This is a genomic window from Burkholderia sp. PAMC 26561 (genome assembly GCF_001557535.2).
Classification (GTDB): Bacteria; Pseudomonadota; Gammaproteobacteria; order Burkholderiales; family Burkholderiaceae; genus Caballeronia.
Genome location: NZ_CP014307.1, coordinates 464,919 through 486,065, shown reverse-complemented (window position 1 = coordinate 486,065; position 21,147 = coordinate 464,919). Strand labels below are relative to the sequence as shown.

Sequence of the window (21,147 nt, the reverse complement as noted above, 5' to 3'; positions counted from 1 at the left end):
GACCAAGCGCCAGCGCATAACCCGTGAAAAGAAGTCCCGCCACGGACAGTGGCTAATAGTGCTAAAAAAGTCAGCCAACACAAAACGCGCGGTAGCCTCAAGAGCAGCAACCCAGCATGAACCCTGACCGCTGCCAATAACCGACCAAGCCCCAGCGAACAACCCGTGCACACTGCCATCACAATCTCCGACCGCTAAACCCGGAACCATCAAAACCATGGACCAGTCCCCCCACTACATCCAAGTCCACCCCAACGACAATGTAGCGATTGTCGTCAACGACGGTGGCCTGCCCGAAGGCGCAACCTTCCCCGATGGTCTCGCGCTGCGCGAACGCATCCCCCAAGGCCATAAAGTCGCGCTGGCGGACCTCGCCGAAAACGATGCCGTCATACGCTACGACGTGGTCATCGGCTATGCGCTAAAGGACCTGCCCAAGGGAAGCTGGATCAACGAGCACGTAATCCGCATGCCCGAGCCGCCAGGCCTCGAAGACTTGCCGATCGCGACTCGCGTCCCGCCCGACATGCCGCCGCTCGAAGGCTTCACCTTCGAAGGCTATCGCAACGCCGATGGCACCGTGGGCTCGCGCAATATCCTGGCCATCACGACGACCGTTCAATGTGTATCGGGCGTGGTCGAACACGCGGTCGCGCGCATCAAGGCGGAGCTGCTGCCACGTTATCCGAATGTGGATGACGTCGTCGGACTCGAACATACCTACGGTTGTGGCGTGGCTATCGATGCAACCGATGCCATGGTCCCCATTCGCACCGTGCGAAACATCAGCCTGAACCCGAACTTCGGCGGCGAAGTGATGATGGTGAGTCTCGGTTGCGAAAAGCTACAGCCCGAACGCCTCATGCCCGCCGGCACGATCCCGATCGCGATGCAGGACGAAGCCAACGGCGACGTCGTCGTACTGCAGGACAATGCGCACGTCGGCTTCCAGTCGATGATCGATTCCATCATGCGCACAGCCACGCGCCATCTCGAACGCCTGAACCAGCGGCGGCGCGAGACGTGTCCCGCCTCCGACCTGACGATTGGCGTCCAGTGCGGCGGCAGCGATGCGTTCTCCGGACTCACGGCCAATCCTGCAGTCGGTTACGCAACCGATTTGCTGGTGCGCGCCGGCGCAACGGTGATGTTTTCGGAAGTGACCGAAGTCCGTGACGGCGTCGATCAACTGACGAGCCGCGCTGCGAACGCGGAGGTCGCGCAGGCGATCATCCGCGAGATGCAGTGGTACGACAGCTATCTGAAGCGCGGCGGCGCGGACCGCAGCGCGAACACGACGCCCGGCAATAAAAAAGGCGGCTTGTCGAACATCGTCGAAAAAGCGATGGGTTCGATCATCAAGTCCGGCAATTCGGCCATCTCCGGCGTGCTTTCACCCGGCGAGAAAGTGAAGCAAAAGGGCTTGATCTTCGCTGCAACGCCCGCCAGCGATTTTATTTGCGGCACGTTGCAAGTGGCCGCCGGTATCAACCTGCATGTCTTCACGACCGGACGCGGCACGCCGTACAGCCTTGCCGAAGTACCGGTCATCAAGATGGCGACGCGTTCCGACCTTGCGCGCCGCTGGCATGATCTGATGGACATCGATGCTGGCAGGATCGCAACGGGCGACGCGACGATCGAGGACGTGGGCTGGGAACTGTTCCGCCTGATGCTCGATGTCGCGAGCGGACGCAAGCAGACGTGTGCCGAGAAGCTCAATCTGCATAACGCGTTGACGCTGTTCAATCCTGCGCCTGTGACGTGATTGAAACGGCTCGGCTCGCGCCGGCTTGATACAAGCGCGGACGATGGCTCTGAGCCGAGCGCGGCGATCACAGTCGCCCATCCTGACGGCCTCATCGGAAGAGTTCGACCTGCCGCTCTCCCACGAATGCGGCGGGTCGTCCGACTCGGCAGTTCTTCAGCATCCGGCTAGCGCAACGTGTCGCGCTCGACGAGAGCGCTCACCATATCTGCCATGTTCTCGGTTCCCCAAGTGCACAGCGGGACAATCCGGTCGGTCAGACTGCGGCCGAGCGGAGTCAGCGCGTAGTCCACGCGCGGTGGCACCTCCTTGTAGTCGGTCCTCACCAGCACGCGATCGGTCTCCAGTTCCTTCAATTGCTGGATCAGCACCTTGGCGCTGACGCCATGGACGTTGCGCTTGATCTCACCGTAGCGCTTCGGGCCGTCGAGCAGGAAGTACAGGATCAGCGGCTTCCACTTGCCCGCGATGATGCTGAGTGTGGCCGCGAGCCCGTAGGAGTAACGGCCACCGCAATGGTCAGAAGAGTCGATCATATCATGGTTACCAAAAGGTGCATACTTGTGCTTAGGTTATCAGAAGTGCATGCTTGTCTCAAGAAAGCAGTTCCCTGCTTCCGGACAACTTCAAGGAAGGATGCACGACATGACCAGACTCAATGGAAAGACCGCGGTGATCACTGGCGGCGCCACCGGCATCGGCCTCGCCTCAGCAAAGCGGTTCATCGAAGAGGGCGCCTTCGTCTTCATCTTCGGCCGCCGGCAAGAAGCGCTCGACGCCGCCGTGGCCGCCCTCGGTCCTAATGCCCGCGCGGTGAAGGGCTCGGTCTCGAATGAGGCTGACCTCGACCGGCTCTACGCGGCGGTGAAGGCCGAGCGCGGAACCCTCGACATAGTCTTCGCCAATGCCGGGGCGGGAAGCCAGGCTGCGCTCGGCAAGATCACCGCCGAGCACATCGACGAACACTTCGACACCAATGTGAAGGGTACGATCTTCACAGTCCAGAAGGCGCTGCCGCTGATGGGCAAGGGCGGTTCGATCATCCTGACCGGATCGAGCGCCGGTACCACGGGCGCCCCGGCAATGAGCGCTTATAGCGCGAGCAAGGCGGCAGTGCGCAACCTCGCGCGGACCTGGGCGGAGGATCTGAAGGGCACCGGCATCCGGGTCAACGTGCTGTCGCCTGGGGGGACTGCGACCGATCTCGCGAAGGCAGCGCTAGGCGAGGAGGGCATGAAGGTCTTCGCCTCGATGAATCCGCTCCAGCGCATGGCCGATCCGGCAGAAATCGGGGCTGTGGCCGCCTTTCTCGCGTCGTCGGACAGCAGCTTCATGACCGCCAGCGAGGTCGCCGTCGACGGCGGCCTGGCGCAACTCTGATGCGCTACGCCCGCCGGTCACTCCATTCAATATTCGGAGCCCGTAGGGCGTATTAATCGAAGGAGAATGTATGAGCTACGCAATCATCGGCTTCGGCAAGATCGGCCAGGCGCTTGCCAAGGCGTTTGCCCGAAGCGGCATCGAAGTATCCGTTGCAACCACGCGCGACCCGGAAAGCTTTGCATCCGCCGCGGCCGCGATCGGACCCATGATCATTCCCAAAAAACTGGAGGAAGCGGTCAAGGCGGACATCGTATTCCTGGCTGTGCGTTTCGAGTCGCACCGGGATGTCGCGAAGGCGCTGTCCACCTGGCAGGGCAAGACCATCGTCGATGTGACCAACGCCTACGGCGTGCCGCCTGAGGAACTGGGGGGACAACCTTCTTCCAGGGTCGTCGCGCAGGCCTTCACTGGCGGAAGACTGGTCAAGGGTTTCAATCATTTGGGCGCGGCCGTCCTTGACCAGGATCCGGCCGTAAAGGGTGGCAGGAGAGTCGTGTTCCTGGCGAGCGACGATGACGGCGCGGCAGCGAAGATTGGTACGGTTGCGGAAAATCTCGGTTTCTCGCCGATCAAACTTGGCGGCCTTTCGGAAGGTGGACTGCTTGTGCAGGCGCGCGGAAATAGCTGGGGTCAACTGATCTTCAAGGACCTGGTCAAGTTCGACGGATGAATTTCATGGGTGATGCAACGTTCACTGGAACGGGTTGCACTGCTCACTTCGCCTTGTCCTGCCCCAGCATCTTCTGCGCTTGCGCCGCGTTCTCCTTGCTGACGAGAATCGAAGGCACGTATGTCGCGGGCGGTATCGTGCGATCGCCCGCAAGATACCGTGCGACGTTGTCGACAGCCGTCTTGCCGATCAAGTAAGGCTGTTGTGCGACCACAGCCGCTGCGCTTGAATGGGCGTCCTTCACGAGCGCGACTGCTTCGGGACTTCCATCCACGCCATAGGTCCGGATCTCGCTGCGGTGCGCTGCATCCACTGCTTGCGTGGCGCCTACTTGCGGCCCGTCCCATGCGGCCCAGATCGCCTGCACGGTTCCCTTCGGGTACTTTTCAAGCAGCCTCGCAACCTGCTGACGTGCGTTTTCCACCGTATTCGGAATGACTTCGTGCAACTCGGGCTCGATGATCGTGATCTTCGGATACCACCTCAGCACAGCGCGCAGCATCTCGTAGCGGATGGCATCGACCGGCGTGTTATAGAAGCCGTTGAACACCATGATCTTTCCTTCACCGCGAAGATCGTTGGCGAGCTTCAACGCCAGTTGCTCGCCAATATAAAAGTTATCCGATGTCGTGACGTTGATGCTCGACGGACTGGCGGTATCGACGGTGAAAAGCGGAATGCCTGCCTCGCGAATCTTCTTGAGGTACGGTTCGAGCAGCGCGGCCGAACCAAGCTGTTCGATGATCGCATCAGGCTTCTGCCCGGTCAGCGCCTGCAACTGCTCGACTTGCCTGCTGTCTTCGCGGCCCGCGTCCATGGGAATGGGCGTGCCGCCAAGCCGTTTCACTTCATCGATTTGTCCCTGGTACGCCTTCAAGTCCCAGTAGTGTTCCGTGCCGGCCACGCTGATGCCGATCCGCTTTCCCTTGAGCGTTGGCGCGCTGTTCGAATTAGCGTTGGGATCCGCGGCGAGGGCGCCATATGGCTGCAGTAGAAGCATTGTCGCAATGAAGATGCCGCACATCGTGCTGCATCTTCGAAGCATTGCGTTGGTCTTTGTAGTGACGAGCTTGGTGACCATGTTGAATCGTTTTGACTGAGTTAATGAAGGACATAAGAACTAAGCTCGGTGCCCTGGATACTCATTTTAGATTGATCAACAACCGCGACCTTCGCTTAACGAAACGCTCTCATTTGCGAGGACATCAGTTGGAGCATCTTGTTCGATGCCACCGACAACTTCCTTCCTGCACGCGTGACCAGGTGCGCTTCGGCCTTCTTCAGTATTGGATGATCGATTTCAATGGCTAGCAGTTCGCCCGCTGCCAGTTCGGTCGTCACGGCGAACGCAGGCAGGACAGCGAGACCCAGGTTTGATTTTGCGAACTGCTTGAGGATGTTGATGGAGTTGGTCGTGACAACGGGATCGAGCCTGACCTTTTCCGCGAATTCGACGGCCTGGAGCATCTGCCGCGTGCCGTAGGTCGCATGTGTTGCCGCCAACGGATAACCCGCCAGCTCTTTGACGCTCATGGTTTTCTGCTTGCTGGAACGAATGAACTTCGGATTGACGATGGCCATCATCGGTTGCTGCTTGATCGCGCGCGACACGATCTTGGGTTCGCCCGGCGGGTTATAAACCAGTCCGATCTCGCCTTCGTCTTCGGAGATTCTGCGCATGACGTCGTTCGTGCTGCCGAGATCGAGGTTGATCTTGATCCCGGGGTAAAGCCTGCAGAAATGCTGCATGGGTCCGGCCAGGACGTCGGAAACAAAACCTTCTCCGAGCACGACACCGACCGTTCCTGTTCTCAACCCGCGCAATTCCTGCAGACGCGAGATCAGGTCGTCCTTGTGCGCGAGTTGCTCGCGGAAGTATTCGATCAGGATCTGGCCGGCCTCCGTGGGCCGCACGCCGCGTGCGTGCCGCTCGAGCAATGCCGCGTCCAGTTCCGTCTCCAGCAAGCCGATTTGCCGGCTCACGGCCGAAGGCGCTACGTCGAGCCAGTCGGCGGCGGCGCGGATCGTGCCGCATCGGACCGCCTCGAAAAAATAGACGATTCTGCTTTCGGTCAGGTTGTCGGCCATGGCGTGGTTTTCCAGCGCTCGCTTCGAGGGTGAGTGTTCTAAAAATCAGAACGATATCAATATTGGCGCTGATTGATTATAGGGTCTTGCCGACCGAAGATAAGCCTTCCAAACACGCTCGACGACGGACAGACCTTTTCTCTCCGGCCGGGGCGTATTCCCGATGGAGTGGATTTATGCAGACGGTTGGTGTGGTGGGATTGGGGAACATGGGGCGCGGCATGGCGCTTTCGCTCAAACGCGGCGGTTATGCCGTGCTTGGATTCGATGCGGCGCCCGGTGTCGCGGCCGCGCTCGAAGCCGAGGGCGTCTCGCCGCGTGCGTCCATTGCCGACATCACGCGGGACGCGGATGTGCTGGTCTTGTCGCTGCCGACATCGGCGATCGTGGAAGCGGTCGTACTCGGTGAAGGCGGAATTGCCGCGCACGGAAAGGCGGGGCTCATCGTTATCGATACAACTACGGCCGAGCCTAACAGCACGCGCAAGGTCGCGGCTGCGTTGGCGGAGCTGAAGATCGGTTTCGTTGATGCTCCCGTGAGCGGCGGTCCGAAAGGCGCGGCAACCGCGACCATGACCATGGTTCTCGGCGGTTCGGAACAGGACGTCGCGGCGGTCGAACCGATCCTCGCCGTGATGAGCGCGAAGCGCGTGCATGTCGGCCCGGTCGGCGCGGGGCACGTCACGAAGATCATCAACAACTTGCTGACGGGCGTGCATCTGCTCGCAACGAGTGAAGCGGTGCGCGCGGCAAAGGCCGCCGGCGTGGATCCGGAGAAACTGGTCGAAGCGCTCAACGGCGGTTCGGGCCGCAACAGCGCGACGCTCACGAACTATCCCACGTGGATCTTCACCGACACGTTCGATTCCGGTTTCACCATGAAACTGATGCGCAAGGACGTGCGCCTCGCGATGGACTTGCTGCGCGCTCAGGACATCGATGCACCGGTCGCCACGGAAGCAGGGCGCTTGTGGGCGGAAAGCGAAAAGACCATCGGCGATGCGGAGGACTTCAATCGCATCGTGCAATTCATCGAACCAAAGTAAGCGAATTCCGGAGAATCAAAATGGATGACAACGCAGCAGAAAACCTGTTGGCCGCCTTCGCACATTTCTTCCCGAATGCAAAGACGATCGGATCGTATGTTGGCGGTGAACTCATAGAAGGAACGGGCGAACTGATCCAGCTCTACGATGCCGCCACCGGCAAGCCGAGCCTTTCGTACAAGGATGGCGGCGCGGCCATCGTCGATATCGCCGCGGATGCTGCACAACGCGCGCAGAAACAATGGTGGGCGATGACGCACGCCGCACGCGGGCGCGTGATGTTCGACATTGCGCGCGAGTTGCGGCGCGATACCGAAAACCTCGCACGCCTTGAATCGATGGGCTCTGGCAAGCCTATTCGCGATTGCCGTGGCGAAGTCGCCAAGGTCGCGGAAATGTTCGAGTACTACGGCGGCTGGGCCGACAAGTTCTACGGCGACGTGATCCCCGTCCCGACATCGCATCTGAACTACACGCGGCGCGAACCGGCGGGCACCGTCTTGCAGATCACGCCCTGGAACGCACCGGTCTTCACATGCGGATGGCAACTTGCACCGGCTATCTGCATGGGTAATGCGGTGTTGCTGAAGCCGTCGGAGATGACACCTTTTACGTCGCTCGTCGTTGCCATGCTCGCGGAAAAGGCGGGTGCGCCCAAGGGCTTGATCAACGTTCTCGCAGGTCTTGGACACACCGTTGCGCAAGCTGCAATCGCGCACAAGGCAGTGAAGAAAGTCGTGTTCGTCGGTTCGCCCGCGACCGGCGTGCGCATTGCAGAAGCGGCGGCCAAACGGGTGCTGCCCTGCGTGCTGGAACTCGGCGGCAAGTCGGCCAACATCATCTTCGCCGATGCCAACCTGAAGCACGCCGCGCTGACCGCGCAAGCCGCGATCTTCGCCGGAGCTGGCCAGAGTTGCGTGGCGGGATCGCGTCTGCTGGTCCAGCGTTCGGTCTATGACGAGTTCGTCGGCATGGTGGCAGCGGGCGCGCGCAAGATCAAGGTCGGTCTTCCGCTCGATGACGCCACCGAAGTCGGCCCGATCAATAACATCACGCAGTACAACCATGTGATGAAGATGATCGCAAGCGGCGTCGAGGCAGGCGCAACGCTCGCAGCGGGATCGGCTGAGCGATCCGATGGCGGCTACTTCGTCTCGCCGACGGTGCTGTCGAACGTAACGAACGAAATGGATGTGGCGCGCACGGAGATTTTCGGACCGGTGGTGGCCGCCATTCCATTCGATACCGAAGAAGAGGCGCTTGCCATTGCGAACGATACCGAGTTTGGCCTTGCCGGTGCGGTGTGGACCAACGACGTGGGCCGTGCTCATCGCGTGGCGGGTCAGGTCAATGCCGGAACCTTCTGGATCAATGGCTATAAAACCATTAATGTCGCGTCTCCGTTCGGTGGCTATGGTATGAGTGGATACGGACGTTCGAGCGGGGTGGAAGCGTTGTACGAGTACACGCAGACCAAGAGCGTGTGGGTTGAAACGGCTAAAGAACCGGCAACTGCATTCGGCTATCTTTGAAGTTTTTTATAAGGCAACATGCCTTCCCGCGTTGGACCGAAGCGGGAAGACAAGAGGACATAAAGGAGAAAAACAATGGCAAGCACGGTGGCTGCGCAACAACGGGGCAGTGATGGCTTGAGGAGCGCGAAGCTCTTCTTTTATGCAGCAGTCATCCTGCTCATTGCCGAATTCATCGGCTCGTTCACGTTCAAGGTCGGGCCGGGAAAAGTCGTTCTGCTCCCTATGATCTGGGCGCTTCTTCTCGGCGCCGCTCTAGGTCTGGCAAGTGGCCGATGGAGCGGCGCCGCGCGGCTCGACGTCAAGACGCAGTTCCTCGCTGCGGCCGTATTGCAGCCTGCACTTCTCTTGTTTGTAGCCAAGCTGGGATTGCTGGTGGGCGGTGCGTTGCCCAAGCTCGCCGCGTCGGGGTGGGCACTGGCGTTCCAGGAGCTCGGGCATTTTGTCGGGACCATCCTGCTCGGTTTGCCGCTTGCGTTGCTGCTCGGTATCAAGCGCGAGGCGATCGGCGCGACCTTTTCCGTGGGGCGCGAACCGAGTCTTGCGATCATCGGCGAGAAGTACGGCATGGACTCGCCGGAAGGACGCGGCGTGCTTGCCGAGTATCTGACGGGGACGGTCTTCGGCGCGGTGTTCATCGCGATCTTTGCGGGCTTTGTCGCAAGCCTGAACATCTTCCATCCGCTTGCGCTTGCAATGGGTTCGGGTGTTGGGTCGGGCAGCATGATGGCCGCCGCATCAGGTGCAATCGCCGCACAGCAGACGCCCGAAATGGCGAAGGCCGTGCTGACGTTTGCCGCCGCGAGCAACCTGATCACGACGACTGTCGGCACCTACTTCACGCTCTTCATTTCGCTGCCGATGGCCGTATGGGGATACCGCATTCTCGAGCCGCTGATCGGGCGTACGAGCAAGGCGTCGGATGCGTCGAAGGTCATTGAAGACGAGCGTCCGAAGCTTGGCGATGTCGAAACCGCCGCGCCCGAACTGGGTTATCGCGGGAAGCTGGTTGCGTGGGGCGTGACCGCTGTGTTCGCACTCGGTTGCGACTGGATCACGCACGGCACCACGCCGTTTTCCGGTTTCCCCGGCATGTTGATCATGGTGCTTGCGACCATTGTTGGCGATGCAATCTACACGGTGAGCGGACGCAAGATCCCGGCGGTTTGCTGGGTCTCGATTGTCGCGATGTTCCTGACGTCACCGTGGTGCCCGTGGGCGTCACAGATATCGGCGTACAGCGCACAGAACGATTTTCTCAACATCACCACGCCCATGTTGACCTTTGCAGGCCTCTCGATTGCCAAGGACATCCCCGCGTTTCGCCGGCTGGGATGGCGCATCGTGCTGGTTTCGTTCGTGGCGAATGCGGGAACGTTCCTGGGCGCGACGCTGGTGGCGCAGTTCTTCCACGTCTGAGCGTTCGAACACCCTTACTTCGACGCCAGATACCGCTGCGGCGAATCCCCGCCGCCTTACGCCCGGATCTGAAACTCAGGCAGTACTTCCGCTGCGAGTTCTTCAAGAATCTCGCGCGATGGGCGCTTCGATGCCTGCAGGTTCAGCGTGACGTGATGCGTGCCGTTCTCGCGCATCTCTCGCAGAATCCTGATGAGATCGTTGCTCCCCGTCCGGTATCCCAGCGAGCGAGGCTCGGCGGCTTCGTTTTGATCGGCGGCGAGATCGAGCCCCATCGCCACGCCGAACGCCCGAAACTCGCCCGGCGCGACGCGATCGACCGCCGCCCTCCACATGCTGTACCTCGCGCGCTGCTTTTCCGGCTCTCGGTGATACGTCATCCAGCCGATCGCATTGCGTGCAATCCAGTCGACGCTCTGGCCGCCTGAACCGACGGCGATCATCGGAACGGGTGTCGGCGATGTTGGTAACAGGAAGAATTCGGGCGCGTCCGGCGGCGACTGGTCCGGAATGACCCTTGGTTCGCGGCCAATCGCGGCCGCGACCGTATCCCAATGCTGCCGATACACCTCCCGCCGCTCGTTCGCATCAATGCCAAACGCCGCGTATTCATGCGGACGATCGCCGGAGCCAAGGCCCAGGATGAATCGCCCTTTACTCAGTGTGTTCACCGATACCGCACCCTTCGCGATATGAAGCGGATGCCGCAGCGTCAGCACGATTGCGCCGCTGGCGAGCGCGATGTTCTTGGTGTGCGACGCCACCGCGCCAAGCAATACCCAGGGATCGAGATGCCCGACCGGGTCCGGGTAGTCGCTGCTGTTCAACGGCACGTCGCGCACCCACAGCGCGGCGAAGCCAAGCTCGTCTGCGAGGCGGGCCAACGCGATCTGTTCATCGAAGTCGGCTACGGCATTGCCCGATGACAGCATCGGCAGGGTCAAGCCGATTGAAAGCCGCCCCTCGGCAAACACCGTGTGTTCGATGACTTCCGGCATGTCCACTCCGCATGTTGTTACCCTGACTTCCGAGTAGTGACAGGAATGCTATCACCGCGCTGCGATCCGCTTTCGCTATCGCATCATCGAATACTCGGATTGTCCGGCTATGACTTGGCCCCTATAGTGCTTGCAACAGCAGAACATCCAACACAAGGAGACACGATGAACCAGATCGATCTGGCCGGACGGACCGTTGTGATTACCGGCGGCGCACGCGGTATCGGTTATGCGGTGGCGCAACGCGCGCTGGCTTCGGGCGCGGAAGTCGCGCTGTGGGATATCGATTCCGAGCGGCTCGAACGCGCCCGTGGCGAACTGTCGAATGGCGGCAAGGTGAGCATTGCCGTGGTCGAACTGACCGAGGAAACATCGGTTGAACAGGCGGTTCAGCAGACGCTGGAAGCGCATCGCAAGATCGACGTGCTGATCAACTGCGCCGGTATCACGGGCGGCAACGGCACGACATGGGAACTCGCGCCCGATGTCTGGCGCCGCGTGATCGACGTGAACCTGATCGGCCCGTATCTCACCTGCCGCGCAATCGTGCCGCATATGCTGAAGGAAGGGTATGGGCGTATCGTGAACATTGCATCAGTGGCCGGCAAGGAAGGCAACCCGAACGCATCGCACTACAGCGCTTCGAAGGCAGGTCTTATCGGACTGACGAAGTCGCTCGGCAAGGAACTCGCCACGCGCGGCATTCTCGTGAATGCCGTGACGCCGGCTGCTGCCAAGACCGAGATCTTCGATTCGATGTCGCAGCAGCACATCGACTACATGCTCTCCAAGATCCCGATGAACCGCTTCCTTCTGCCGGAAGAAGCGGCGTCGCTGATCCTGTGGCTCAGTTCCGAGGATTGCGCATTCAGCACGGCGTCGGTATTCGATCTGTCGGGCGGACGCGCGACTTACTAAAGCGTTCTGCTTCACGCGGGCGTTGCCCGCGACATAACAATATCCGGAGACACGCATGAGCGATCTCGCAAATGCGGAGGACGCCGTCACCGCTCGCGTGATGCGTCGCCTGCTGCCGTTCCTGTTGCTGATGTACATGCTCGCGTTCCTCGACCGGGCGAACATCGGCTTCGCACAGAAAGCGCTTCAGCACGATACGGGTTTGTCGAACGCCGCGTTCGCATTCGGCGCGGGTGTGTTCTTCGTGGGTTATGCACTCTTCGAAGTGCCGAGCAACCTACTGCTGCATCGCGTGGGCGCGAAGCTCTGGATGTGCCGGATCATGGTGACATGGGGGCTTGTGTCGGCGGCAATGGCGTTCGCGCATACGGCCACGGCGTTCTACGTCTTGCGCTTCATGCTCGGCGTGGCGGAAGCAGGATTTTTCCCCGGCATCGTCTATTACCTCACGCGATGGTTTCCGCAATCCGCGCGTGCAAGGGCGTTGGGCGTGTTTTATTTCGGCGCGCCGCTCGCGTTCATCTTCGGCAGTCCGCTGTCGGGCGCGTTGCTCGACCTTCACGGCGCGCTCGGATTTGCCGGTTGGCAATGGCTCTTTCTGGTCGAAGGCGTGCTGGCATCGCTCGTGGGAATCTGGGCGTTCTGGTATCTCGACAACGATCCGTCCAAGGCGCGCTGGCTCGATGCAAACCAACGCAGCCTGCTGATCGCGCGACTCGACCAGGACGCGGCGACCGCATCCGCGCATGGTCCGCGTTCCGTGTTTGCCGCGCTGGTCGATCCGCGCGTGCTGATTTTGTCGGCGGTGTATTTCCTGATCCAGATGTCCGTGTATGGCGTGATCTTTTATCTGCCGCAACAGGTGGCCGCGCTGATGGGCGCGCATGTCGGCGCCAAGGTCGGCTTCGTGACGGCGATTCCGTGGCTGTGCGCGGTGCTCGTCACGTGGATCGTGCCGCGTTACGCGGATCGTCACGCGCAGCACAGGCGTCTCGCTGTCGTCATGCTGGTCGTGGCGGGATTGGGTATCGCGATCTCGGGGCTCGCGGGCCAGCCGCTGATTTCGCTCATCGCCCTGTGTTTTGCCGCAAGTGGACTGATTGCCGCGCAGCCGCTCTTCTGGACCTTTCCGACGCATTATCTGACGGGCGCTGCGGCGGCGGGCGCGATTGCGCTGATCAACTCGCTCGGCGGCCTCGGCGGTTTCGTCGCGCCGATGATCCGTACGAGCGCCGAGCGTTTCTACGATTCAACGAGCGCCGGCCTCGTGCTTCTCGGCGTCGTTGCCGTGCTCGCCGCGATAGCCATCATCGTATTCGTGCGACCCGCGCGGACATCTGCTTACACACCTGGCGAACACGCCAAAGCATCCTGAACACCAGAACTTAAACGGAGTCCGATCATGTCCATGCCTACCATTCGCCACGTCCGCGCGTTCACCGTTCGCGGCGGCGGCGCCGACTACCACGACCAGGGCGCCGATCACTGGATCGATGACCACGTCTCCACGCCAATGGCGCGTTATCCCGAGTACAGGCAAAGCCGGCAGTCGTTTGGCCTGAACGTGCTCGGCTCGCTGGTCGTCGAGATCGAAGCAAGCGATGGAACCGTCGGCTTTGCAGTGACCACGGGCGGCGAGATCGGCGCGTTCATCGTGGAGAAGCATCTGGCGAGATTCCTTGAAGGCCAGCGCGTGACGGACATCGAGAAGATGTGGGACCAGATGTATTTCGCCACGCTCTATTACGGGCGTAAAGGTATCGTGCTCAACGCAATATCAGGGGTGGATCTTGCGCTGTGGGACTTGCTTGCGAAGGTGCGCAAGGAACCGGTATTTCACCTCTTGGGCGGACCCGTTCGCGACGAACTGCAATTCTATGCAACGGGCGCACGTCCGGATCTGGCGAAGGGGATGGGGTTTATCGGCGGGAAGATGCCATTGCAACATGGGCCTGCCGAGGGCGAAGAAGGGCTCCTGAAGAACATTGCCAAGCTCGCCGATATGCGGGCGAAAGTGGGCGACGATTTCTGGCTGATGCTGGATTGCTGGATGAGCCTCGACCTGAACTACGCCACACGTCTTGCGCATGCAGCGAAAGAGTATGGCCTGAAGTGGATTGAAGAAGCGCTGCCGCCCGACGACTATTGGGGTTACGCCGAACTGCGCCGTTCGGTGCCGCGCGGCATGATGGTGACGACCGGCGAGCACGAAGCCACACGCTGGGGTTTCCGTATGCTGTTTGAAATGGGTTGCGCCGATCTCGTGCAGCCCGATGTGGGCTGGTGCGGTGGCATCACGGAACTGATCAAGATCTCGGCGCTTGCCGACGCGCATAACGTGCTTGTCGTGCCGCATGGTTCATCGGTATATAGCTATCATTTCGTGGTCACAAGACATAACTCGCCGTTCGCCGAGTTCCTGATGATGGCGCCCAAAGCCGATGAAGTCGTGCCCATGTTCAACCCGCTTCTGCTGGATGAACCCGTGCCCGTGAATGGCCGGATGAAGGTGCCGGAGACGCCGGGTTTCGGCGTGCGGCTCAATCCCGAATGCACGCTGACGCGTCCTTATACACACTGAGCCTATTGAGGTTAATCGTGCTGCTCGAGAACAAAGTGGTGATCGTGACCGGCGCATCGCGAGGCATTGGCCGCGCGATCGCGGTGGCGTGCGCGAAGGAAGGCGCGGACGTCGTGCTGAATTACTGGGGCGATAACGACCGCTCATACGGACGTTTATCCGCTGTGGAAGAAGTCACCGGCGAGATCGAACAACTCGGCCAGCGTGTGATCGCGGTGGAAGGCAATGTTGCCGAGCGCGAGACGGGTATCGAACTGGTGAAGCACGCTGTCGATGCATTCGGTCACGTGGATGTCCTCGCAAGCAACGCCGGCATCTGCCCGTTTCATGCGTTCCTGGACATGCCGGCGTCGGTGTATGAAGCGACGGTCGGCGTGAACCTGAACGGCGCGTTCTATGTCACGCAGGCGGTAGCGAACCAGATGAAGTTGCAGGGAACGGGCGGCGCGATTGTCGCGACGAGCTCGATCAGCGCACTGGTTGGCGGCGCGATGCAGACGCATTACACGCCGACCAAGGCGGGCGTGCATTCGCTGATGCAATCGTGCGCGATCGCGTTGGGACCTTACGGCATTCGCTGCAATTCGGTGATGCCCGGCACGATCGCCACCGACCTGAACGCCGAAGATCTAGCCGATTCCGAAAAGCGCGCCTACATGGAAAAGCGCATTCCGCTGGGACGTCTGGGTCAGCCCGACGACGTCGCACAATGCGTGACGTTTCTCGCGTCCGATCGCGCCCGGTACGTGACGGGTGCATCGTTACTGGTAGATGGCGGTTTGTTCGTCAACCTTCAGTGAGTTTCACTGAATGAACCCGCCGAGTATTTGCGCAGCAATGCAATGCAGTATTCGGCGGGTTCACTGAGCGTTTCGTTTTTGCGTCGCAGAAGGCCGAAGCCCGAAAGGCTCTTGCCGATTTCAATGGGCAGTTCCACCAGCAGATGCGCGCGCAAATAGTCGCGCACCACTGATTCAGGCAGCATCGCCACGGCGTCGCTGTTTTGGAGAAGCTGCAACGTTGCGAAGATCGAAGCGCATTCAACTATGTTGGAAGGCGATGCAAGTTTTGCACGAGCAAGCTCTTCTTCGAACAAGGCGCGAGCAGGGCTCGTGATGGGCTGCAGTATCCACGGCCATGAGATCAGCGCATCGAGCGAGAGCGACGTCTGTTTGCCCAGCGGGTGGCCGGCGCGCACGACCAGACGCATCGCTTCACGGGAAAGCGGTTCGAAATCGAAGTCGTTGTGTTGCAGCGGCGTGGTGAGGCGGCCGAGCGCAAGATCCACTTCCCGGCGATGCAGCAGTTGCACGACCTGGTCGCTGGTTTCGCCAAGAATGCGGACATTGAGCAGCGGCCGTTCGCTTTTGAGTTCCGCAATGGCCATGGCGAGCACATCGGGCGCGGCGCCCATGATCGCGCCGACCGTGAGTTGTCCGTGTCCGCCGCGCCGCTTGCTTTCCAGGTCGGCGGCAAAGCGGGTGAGGTCGGCAAGCGAGCGGCGCGCGTAGGCGAGCGTGGTGACGCCAAGCGGCGTGGGCTGCATGCCGCGCGCATTGCGCTCGAACAGGAGGAAGCCGAACGCTTCCTCTATGTCGCTCAGCATGCGGCTGGCGCTGGGTTGTGCGACGTTGATGATTTCGGCCGCCTGATGCAGGTTGCGGGCGTCATCGAGCGCGACCAGCAGCGCAAGGTGCTTGAATTTGAGGCGATTGACGAGGGCAATCTGGGACACGTTCTGGGTCATTGGCACTCCGCGAGGAACTCCGGCCTGCGATTCGGTTTTGCGATCGGCTGATCCTGACTTCGGATTGTCATGTTATCAGTCGGCGAATTATAGTCGTAGCCAAACGACGCTACGCCGTAGCTTCAACACTTATAAAAGGCAAGCCGCAATGGAGACGATTGCGTTCAGGATGACCCTCAAGCCGGGCATGCGCGATGAATACGAGCGGCGTCATCGCGAGATCTGGCCCGAGCTGGTGGAAGCCTTGCGGCACGCCGGCGTGCGCGACTACTGGATCTTTCTCGACGAACCCACCGGCCAGCTTTTCGCCACGCTCAAGCGTGCGGCCGATCACAGCATGGACGCGCTGCCCGATTTGCCCGTGATGCGCAAATGGTGGGACAGCATGGCCGAACTCATGGAAACGAATTCCGACCGCTCGCCGGTGCAGGCCGCGCTCGTGCCGGTTTTCCATCTTCCCTGATTACGCCCGGTATCTACAGTCAATACGCTTTGGCTCGCTTTCAGCTTTTCGGCACGAGGACATATTCATGCAGGTTGTCGATCCGCACATTCATCTTTGGGATTTGAAGACGCATCACTATCCGTGGCTGGCAAGCCCGGGAAGGTCGTTCGTGGGCGACGCACGCGACCTGAAGCATGACTATCTGATCAAGGATTATTTGAGCGAGACGGGCTCGGTGCAGGTGCTGAAGACCGTGCATGTGGACGCGAATCACGATCCGGACGACCCCGTTGAAGAGACGCGCTGGCTGCAGCAAGTCGCCGATAACGAAGGCCACGGCATGCCCAATGCAATCGTGGCGGGCGCGGATCTGTCGGCGGAAAACGCGCATGAAATTCTCGAGGCGCATGCGGCGTTCAAGAACACGCGCGGCATTCGCCAGATATTGAACGTGCATTCGAACCCGCTCTACAACTACGTAAGCCGGCACTTCATGCGTGATGCGCAATGGCGCAGGAATTTCGCGCTGTTGAAGCAGTATTCGCTGTCCTTCGATCTGCAGCTCTACCCGTCGCAGATGCATGAAGCGGCTCAGCTGGCGCAAGAGCATCCCGATACGCAGTTCATCGTGAACCATGCGGGCATGTGCGTGGATCGTGATTCCGCCGAAGGCAAGGCCGAATGGCGTGACGGCATGAAAGCGTTGGCAGCACGCCCGAATGTAGCGGTAAAAGTCAGCGGCCTTGCAATGTTCGATCACGAATGGACCGTCGAAAGCTTTCGTCCCTACGTGCTCGAAACCATCGATACATTCGGTTGCGACCGGTCGATGTTCGCATCGAACTTTCCGGTGGACCGGTTGTTCGCCACGTATGAAGGACTGTGGAAGGCGTATGCGTCTATCGTGAAGCATTTCAGCGATACAGAAAAAGATGCGCTCTTCAAAAGCAACGCAGAGCGAATCTATCGCATCTGAAGGAGACAGGCATGAGCACGAATCAAACGCCTCGGCTGGAGTTGAGGCACGCGAGCAAGTCGTTCGGGCGCGTGCGCGCGCTCGGCGACGGCAGCCTCGCGTTATGGCCAGGAGAAGTGCACGCGCTGCTTGGCGAAAACGGCGCGGGCAAGTCGACGCTGGTCAAGTTGCTTGCGGGCGTTTATCAGCCGGACTCGGGCGAATTGCTCGTCGACGGCGTGGCGCGCACGTTCGCGAATCCCGCTGAAGCACGCGACGCAGGCCTTGCCGTGATCTACCAGGAACCCACGCTGTTCGCGGACCTTTCGATCGCCGAAAACATCTACATGGGGCGTCAACCGCGCGATCGCATTGGACGGATTCGTTACGATGAGATGAATCGCGAAGTCGATGCACTGCTGCAATCGCTGGGCGTCAATCTGCGTGCTGAACGTCTGGTGCGCGGTTTGTCGATCGCTGACCAGCAAGTGGTCGAGATCGCCAAGGCGCTGTCGCTCAATGCAAACGTGCTCATCATGGACGAACCCACCGCGGCGTTGTCGTTGACGGAAGTCGAGCGTCTGTTTGCAATCGTGCGTGCATTGCGTGAACGCGATGCCGCCATCTTGTTCATCACGCACCGGCTCGATGAAGTCTTTGCGCTGACGCAGCGCCTGACCATCATGCGCGACGGCATGAAGGTTTTCGACTCGATGACCACCGACATGACCATCGATTCCATCGTGAGCAAGATGGTTGGACGCGATCTCGATACGTTCTATCCTAAAGCCGATGTACCGCCGGGCGAGGTGCGTCTTTCGGTGCGAGGCCTCACGCGCGACGGTGTTTTCAAGAATATTTCCTTCGATGTCCACGCGGGCGAGATCGTCGCTTTAGCGGGACTGGTCGGCGCGGGGCGCAGCGAAGTCGCCCGGGCAATCTTCGGTATCGATCCGGTAGATGCGGGTGAAGTAAAGATCGCGGGCAAGACCCTGCAACTCGGCCGTCCGCAAGCCGCGGTTCGCGCGGGACTCGCGCTTGTTCCCGAAGACCGACGCGCGCAGGGCCTGGCTCTGGAGCTGAGCATTGCGCGCAATGCGTCGCTCACTGTACTTGGCCGGCTCGTCAAGCACGGGCTGATCTCGGCGCGTAGCGAGACCAATCTCGCCTCCGATTGGGGCAAGCGCTTGCGTCTGAAGGCGAGCGATCTGGATGCGCCCGTCGGCACGCTCTCGGGCGGCAATCAACAAAAGGTCGTGCTCGGAAAGTGGCTTGCCACAGGCCCTAAAGTGCTGATCATCGATGAACCGACGCGCGGTATCGACGTCGGTGCAAAAGCCGAAGTCTATAAGACCCTTGCCGATCTGGTCCGTGAAGGCATGGCGGTCCTGATGATTTCCAGCGAGTTGCCGGAAGTCCTCGGCATGGCCGACCGCATCCTGGTGATGCACGAAGGCCGGATCAGCGCCGACATTCCACGCGCCGATGCCAACGAAGAACGCGTGATGAGCGCGGCGCTCGGCGCTTTGCCATCGACGCTAGGGAAGGCCGCATGATGACCCGACATTCTCCCGCGATGCCGGCCGTGCACGCACCCAAACCGAAGCGCCGCAACGTGCTCGCGGAACTCGTTCGGAGCCGCGAGGCGACGCTGTTTGTCGTGCTGATTGCGTTGATAGCGGCCACCGCAGCAGTCAAACCTGAGTTCCTCAATCTGCAGAACCTGCGCGACGTATTGCTCAACGTGTCGATCATTGGCTTGCTGACCGCCGGCATGACGGTCGTGATGCTGATGCGGCACATCGATTTGTCGGTGGCGTCGGTGGTTGGCGTGAGCGCATATTCCGTCGGCGCGCTTTATGTGATGTTCCCGCATATGCCCATCATCCTCGCGATGCTGGCAGGGATCGCGATCGGCTTTTTGATCGGCGCGGTGAACGGGACGCTCGTGACGTTTGGGCGCGTGCCGTCTCTGGTCGCGACGCTGTCCACGTTGTACATCGTACGGGGTGCCGATTACGCGTGGGTCCACGGCGGCCAGATCAACGCAACGAGCCTGCCCGATGCCTTCTCGCACATCGCCACGGGCACGCTGCTGGGCATTCCGAATCTCGTGCTGATCGCAGTGGTGGTGCTGGTCGTGATCGGCATCTACCTCAAGCAATATCGCGGTGGCCGCGAGCATTACGCGATCGGCTCCAACCCCGAGGCCGCGCGTCTCGCGGGCATCCAGGTCGAGCGCCGCGTGATGATCGGCTTCCTGTTGTCGGGCGCGATTGCGGGTCTGGCAGGGGTTTTGTGGCTCGCCCGTTTCGGCACCGTCGATGCCAGCACGGCGAAAGGCATCGAGTTGCAGGTCGTGGCTGCGGCGGTCGTCGGCAGCGTCGCGATCACGGGCGGCGTGGGCACGATCATGGGCGCGACCCTCGGCGCGCTCGTGCTGGGCGTGATCAATATCGCGCTCGTGGTGCTACGCGTGTCGCCGTTCTGGCAACAAGCAATTCAAGGCGCGCTGATCGTTGCTGCGATCGCGCTCGACACAATGCTGGCGCGTTCCGTCGCACGGCGCATGATGAGGAAACGCGATCATGGCTAAACCCGATTCCGCACTCGCGCTGACCAAGCGGCGCCATCTCTCGTGGGAGACCATGCTCGTTGCGGTCCTCGTGCTCGCGCTGGTCCTGGGCCGCGTGTTGTCGCCCGAGTTTTTATCGAGCGCCAATCTCTCCAACATGCTCGCCGACTTCACCGAGATTGCGCTGATCGCCTTGCCGATGACGCTGATCATCGTCGCGGCCGAGATCGATTTGTCGGTGGCGTCGGTGCTCGGCGCATCGAGCGCACTGATGGGTGTGCTCTGGCACATGGGCCTGCCGATGCCGCTCGTGATTGCCATCGTAATGGTTGCCGGGACGCTCGCCGGGCTCTTCAACGGCCTTGTGATCGTGCGCTTCAACCTGCCTTCGCTTGCGGTCACCATCGGCACGCTGGCGCTCTTTCGCGGGCTTGCGTACGTGCTGCTCGGCGATCAGGCCGTGGCCGATTTCCCTCCCTCTTACACATCGTTCGGCATCGACACCATCGCCGCTTTCCTGCCGATGCCTTTCGTGCTCGTGATCATCGGAGCGATCGTTTTTACCGTGCTGTTGCAGGCCACGCCTTTCGGCCGCAGCCTCTACGCGATAGGCGCAAACCCGGTCGCGGCGCAATTCTCCGGCATCGATGTAGCCCGTACCAAGATCAAGCTGTTCATGCTCTCCGGCGCGATGAGCGCGCTCGCCGGGATTGTCTACACGCTGCGTTTCACGAGCGCGCGCGGCGACAATGGCGAAGGCTTCGAGTTGTCCGTGATCGCGGCCGTGCTGTTCGGCGGCGTGAGTATTTTCGGCGGAAGAGGATCGATGATCGGCGTGCTGTTGTCGTTGCTGATCATTGGTGTGCTGCGCAATGCGCTGACTTTGTCCGACGTCTCCAGCGAAACGCTGACCATTGTGACCGGCGGCCTGTTGCTGTCGTCGGTGTTGATCCCGAATCTTGTTGCACGTTGGCGTGTCATGCGCGAAAAGCGCCTGATGACGCAGACGCTTTGATGAAAGT

At 60.8% G+C, this 21,147-nt stretch carries 20 protein-coding genes; 15 read left to right on the top strand and 5 right to left on the bottom strand.

The window, feature by feature from the left end:
* Window positions 1-217: 217 nt before the first annotated feature.
* Window positions 218-1,768, top strand: a complete 1,551-nt coding sequence (gene garD, locus AXG89_RS17880; protein WP_062171342.1) for a galactarate dehydratase — start codon at window positions 218-220, stop codon at window positions 1,766-1,768.
* Between the two features lie 167 nt (window positions 1,769-1,935).
* Here the strand turns inward: garD and AXG89_RS17875 are convergent, their stop codons facing one another.
* Window positions 1,936-2,304: a winged helix-turn-helix transcriptional regulator gene (locus AXG89_RS17875; RefSeq protein ID WP_062171340.1), complete on the bottom strand. Its 369-nt coding sequence runs from the start codon at window positions 2,302-2,304 to the stop codon at window positions 1,936-1,938.
* 109 nt (window positions 2,305-2,413) lie between these two features.
* On the opposite strand from AXG89_RS17875, the gene AXG89_RS17870 reads away from it, so the two are divergent.
* The gene (locus tag AXG89_RS17870) at window positions 2,414-3,148 is read left to right on the top strand and encodes an SDR family NAD(P)-dependent oxidoreductase (protein ID WP_062172569.1); all 735 of its coding nucleotides are present in this window, start codon (window positions 2,414-2,416) and stop codon (window positions 3,146-3,148) included.
* A gap of 70 nt (window positions 3,149-3,218) precedes the next feature.
* Window positions 3,219-3,821 carry an NADPH-dependent F420 reductase gene (locus AXG89_RS17865; protein WP_062171337.1) on the top strand — a complete coding sequence of 201 codons (603 nt, stop codon included), beginning with the start codon at window positions 3,219-3,221 and terminating at the stop codon, window positions 3,819-3,821.
* Window positions 3,822-3,864: 43 nt separating this feature from the next.
* Here the strand turns inward: AXG89_RS17865 and AXG89_RS17860 are convergent, their stop codons facing one another.
* Both AXG89_RS17860 and AXG89_RS17855 read right to left on the bottom strand, forming a co-directional pair.
* On the bottom strand, window positions 3,865-4,821 hold the full coding sequence (locus AXG89_RS17860; RefSeq protein WP_372237057.1) for a sugar ABC transporter substrate-binding protein: 957 nt from the start codon (window positions 4,819-4,821) through the stop codon (window positions 3,865-3,867).
* A gap of 176 nt (window positions 4,822-4,997) precedes the next feature.
* The gene (locus AXG89_RS17855; protein ID WP_062003209.1) at window positions 4,998-5,909 is read right to left on the bottom strand and encodes a LysR family transcriptional regulator; all 912 of its coding nucleotides are present in this window, start codon (window positions 5,907-5,909) and stop codon (window positions 4,998-5,000) included.
* Between the two features lie 176 nt (window positions 5,910-6,085).
* Between AXG89_RS17855 and AXG89_RS17850 the strand changes: the two genes are divergently transcribed.
* The 3 genes from AXG89_RS17850 to AXG89_RS17840 all read left to right on the top strand — a co-directional run bounded on the left by AXG89_RS17850 (window position 6,086) and on the right by AXG89_RS17840 (window position 9,906).
* Window positions 6,086-6,955 carry an NAD(P)-dependent oxidoreductase gene (locus AXG89_RS17850; RefSeq protein WP_062171335.1) on the top strand — a complete coding sequence of 290 codons (870 nt, stop codon included), beginning with the start codon at window positions 6,086-6,088 and terminating at the stop codon, window positions 6,953-6,955.
* A gap of 20 nt (window positions 6,956-6,975) precedes the next feature.
* Entirely contained in the window at window positions 6,976-8,487 is a 1,512-nt protein-coding gene (locus AXG89_RS17845) for an aldehyde dehydrogenase family protein (protein WP_062171333.1), read from the top strand.
* 75 nt (window positions 8,488-8,562) lie between these two features.
* Entirely contained in the window at window positions 8,563-9,906 is a 1,344-nt protein-coding gene (locus AXG89_RS17840; protein WP_062171331.1) for a DUF3100 domain-containing protein, read from the top strand.
* 56 nt (window positions 9,907-9,962) lie between these two features.
* On the opposite strand, the gene AXG89_RS17835 is transcribed toward AXG89_RS17840, so the two are convergent.
* A complete protein-coding gene (locus AXG89_RS17835; RefSeq protein WP_062171329.1) occupies window positions 9,963-10,904 on the bottom strand; it encodes an LLM class oxidoreductase in 942 nt (313 codons plus the stop codon).
* 165 nt (window positions 10,905-11,069) lie between these two features.
* Here AXG89_RS17835 and AXG89_RS17830 point away from each other — a divergent pair, with 165 nt between their 5' ends.
* The 4 genes from AXG89_RS17830 to AXG89_RS17815 are packed head-to-tail and all read left to right on the top strand — an operon-like array spanning window position 11,070 to window position 15,203.
* Window positions 11,070-11,822, top strand: a complete 753-nt coding sequence (locus tag AXG89_RS17830) for an SDR family NAD(P)-dependent oxidoreductase (RefSeq protein WP_062171327.1) — start codon at window positions 11,070-11,072, stop codon at window positions 11,820-11,822.
* 55 nt (window positions 11,823-11,877) lie between these two features.
* Entirely contained in the window at window positions 11,878-13,197 is a 1,320-nt protein-coding gene (locus AXG89_RS17825; RefSeq protein WP_062171325.1) for an MFS transporter, read from the top strand.
* Window positions 13,198-13,224: 27 nt separating this feature from the next.
* Window positions 13,225-14,403 (top strand): L-rhamnonate dehydratase, encoded by a 1,179-nt coding sequence (gene rhmD, locus AXG89_RS17820; RefSeq protein ID WP_062171323.1) that lies wholly within the window; start codon window positions 13,225-13,227, stop codon window positions 14,401-14,403.
* A gap of 17 nt (window positions 14,404-14,420) precedes the next feature.
* The gene (locus AXG89_RS17815) at window positions 14,421-15,203 is read left to right on the top strand and encodes an SDR family NAD(P)-dependent oxidoreductase (protein ID WP_062171321.1); all 783 of its coding nucleotides are present in this window, start codon (window positions 14,421-14,423) and stop codon (window positions 15,201-15,203) included.
* Here the strand turns inward: AXG89_RS17815 and AXG89_RS17810 are convergent.
* Complete coding sequence (locus AXG89_RS17810; protein ID WP_062171319.1) at window positions 15,197-16,150, bottom strand: LysR family transcriptional regulator; 954 nt, start codon at window positions 16,148-16,150, stop codon at window positions 15,197-15,199. The two genes, AXG89_RS17815 and AXG89_RS17810, sit on opposite strands and share 7 nt — an antisense overlap.
* Window positions 16,151-16,298: 148 nt before the next feature.
* On the opposite strand from AXG89_RS17810, the gene rhaM reads away from it, so the two are divergent.
* The 5 genes from rhaM (at window position 16,299) to AXG89_RS17785 (ending at window position 21,140) form a co-directional block, all read left to right on the top strand.
* Window positions 16,299-16,613, top strand: coding sequence for an L-rhamnose mutarotase (gene rhaM, locus AXG89_RS17805; protein WP_062171317.1), 315 nt, complete (start codon window positions 16,299-16,301; stop codon window positions 16,611-16,613).
* A 67-nt stretch (window positions 16,614-16,680) separates the two neighbouring features.
* Window positions 16,681-17,571 (top strand): amidohydrolase family protein, encoded by an 891-nt coding sequence (locus tag AXG89_RS17800; RefSeq protein ID WP_062171315.1) that lies wholly within the window; start codon window positions 16,681-16,683, stop codon window positions 17,569-17,571.
* Between the two features lie 11 nt (window positions 17,572-17,582).
* Window positions 17,583-19,106 carry a sugar ABC transporter ATP-binding protein gene (locus AXG89_RS17795; RefSeq protein WP_062171313.1) on the top strand — a complete coding sequence of 508 codons (1,524 nt, stop codon included), beginning with the start codon at window positions 17,583-17,585 and terminating at the stop codon, window positions 19,104-19,106.
* Window positions 19,106-20,146: an ABC transporter permease gene (locus tag AXG89_RS17790; RefSeq protein WP_062172567.1), complete on the top strand. Its 1,041-nt coding sequence runs from the start codon at window positions 19,106-19,108 to the stop codon at window positions 20,144-20,146. Before AXG89_RS17795 ends, AXG89_RS17790 begins: the two co-directional genes overlap by 1 nt.
* Entirely contained in the window at window positions 20,139-21,140 is a 1,002-nt protein-coding gene (locus AXG89_RS17785) for an ABC transporter permease (protein WP_062171310.1), read from the top strand. The genes AXG89_RS17790 and AXG89_RS17785 overlap by 8 nt, the downstream gene beginning before the upstream one ends.
* The last annotated feature ends 7 nt before the right edge of the window (window positions 21,141-21,147 follow it).

Bases quoted from the DNA above. Each gene is read 5' to 3' on its own strand.
- garD (WP_062171342.1), top strand. From the start codon at position 218: ATGGACCAGTCCCCCCACTACATCCAAGTCCACCCCAACGACAATGTA.
- AXG89_RS17875 (WP_062171340.1), bottom strand. From the start codon at position 2,304: ATGATCGACTCTTCTGACCATTGCGGTGGCCGTTACTCCTACGGGCTC.
- AXG89_RS17870 (WP_062172569.1), top strand. From the start codon at position 2,414: ATGACCAGACTCAATGGAAAGACCGCGGTGATCACTGGCGGCGCCACC.
- AXG89_RS17865 (WP_062171337.1), top strand. From the start codon at position 3,219: ATGAGCTACGCAATCATCGGCTTCGGCAAGATCGGCCAGGCGCTTGCC.
- AXG89_RS17860 (WP_372237057.1), bottom strand. From the start codon at position 4,821: ATGCTTCTACTGCAGCCATATGGCGCCCTCGCCGCGGATCCCAACGCT.
- AXG89_RS17855 (WP_062003209.1), bottom strand. From the start codon at position 5,909: ATGGCCGACAACCTGACCGAAAGCAGAATCGTCTATTTTTTCGAGGCG.
- AXG89_RS17850 (WP_062171335.1), top strand. From the start codon at position 6,086: ATGCAGACGGTTGGTGTGGTGGGATTGGGGAACATGGGGCGCGGCATG.
- AXG89_RS17845 (WP_062171333.1), top strand. From the start codon at position 6,976: ATGGATGACAACGCAGCAGAAAACCTGTTGGCCGCCTTCGCACATTTC.
- AXG89_RS17840 (WP_062171331.1), top strand. From the start codon at position 8,563: ATGGCAAGCACGGTGGCTGCGCAACAACGGGGCAGTGATGGCTTGAGG.
- AXG89_RS17835 (WP_062171329.1), bottom strand. From the start codon at position 10,904: ATGCCGGAAGTCATCGAACACACGGTGTTTGCCGAGGGGCGGCTTTCA.
- AXG89_RS17830 (WP_062171327.1), top strand. From the start codon at position 11,070: ATGAACCAGATCGATCTGGCCGGACGGACCGTTGTGATTACCGGCGGC.
- AXG89_RS17825 (WP_062171325.1), top strand. From the start codon at position 11,878: ATGAGCGATCTCGCAAATGCGGAGGACGCCGTCACCGCTCGCGTGATG.
- rhmD (WP_062171323.1), top strand. From the start codon at position 13,225: ATGTCCATGCCTACCATTCGCCACGTCCGCGCGTTCACCGTTCGCGGC.
- AXG89_RS17810 (WP_062171319.1), bottom strand. From the start codon at position 16,150: ATGACCCAGAACGTGTCCCAGATTGCCCTCGTCAATCGCCTCAAATTC.
- rhaM (WP_062171317.1), top strand. From the start codon at position 16,299: ATGGAGACGATTGCGTTCAGGATGACCCTCAAGCCGGGCATGCGCGAT.
- AXG89_RS17800 (WP_062171315.1), top strand. From the start codon at position 16,681: ATGCAGGTTGTCGATCCGCACATTCATCTTTGGGATTTGAAGACGCAT.
- AXG89_RS17795 (WP_062171313.1), top strand. From the start codon at position 17,583: ATGAGCACGAATCAAACGCCTCGGCTGGAGTTGAGGCACGCGAGCAAG.
- AXG89_RS17790 (WP_062172567.1), top strand. From the start codon at position 19,106: ATGACCCGACATTCTCCCGCGATGCCGGCCGTGCACGCACCCAAACCG.
- AXG89_RS17785 (WP_062171310.1), top strand. From the start codon at position 20,139: ATGGCTAAACCCGATTCCGCACTCGCGCTGACCAAGCGGCGCCATCTC.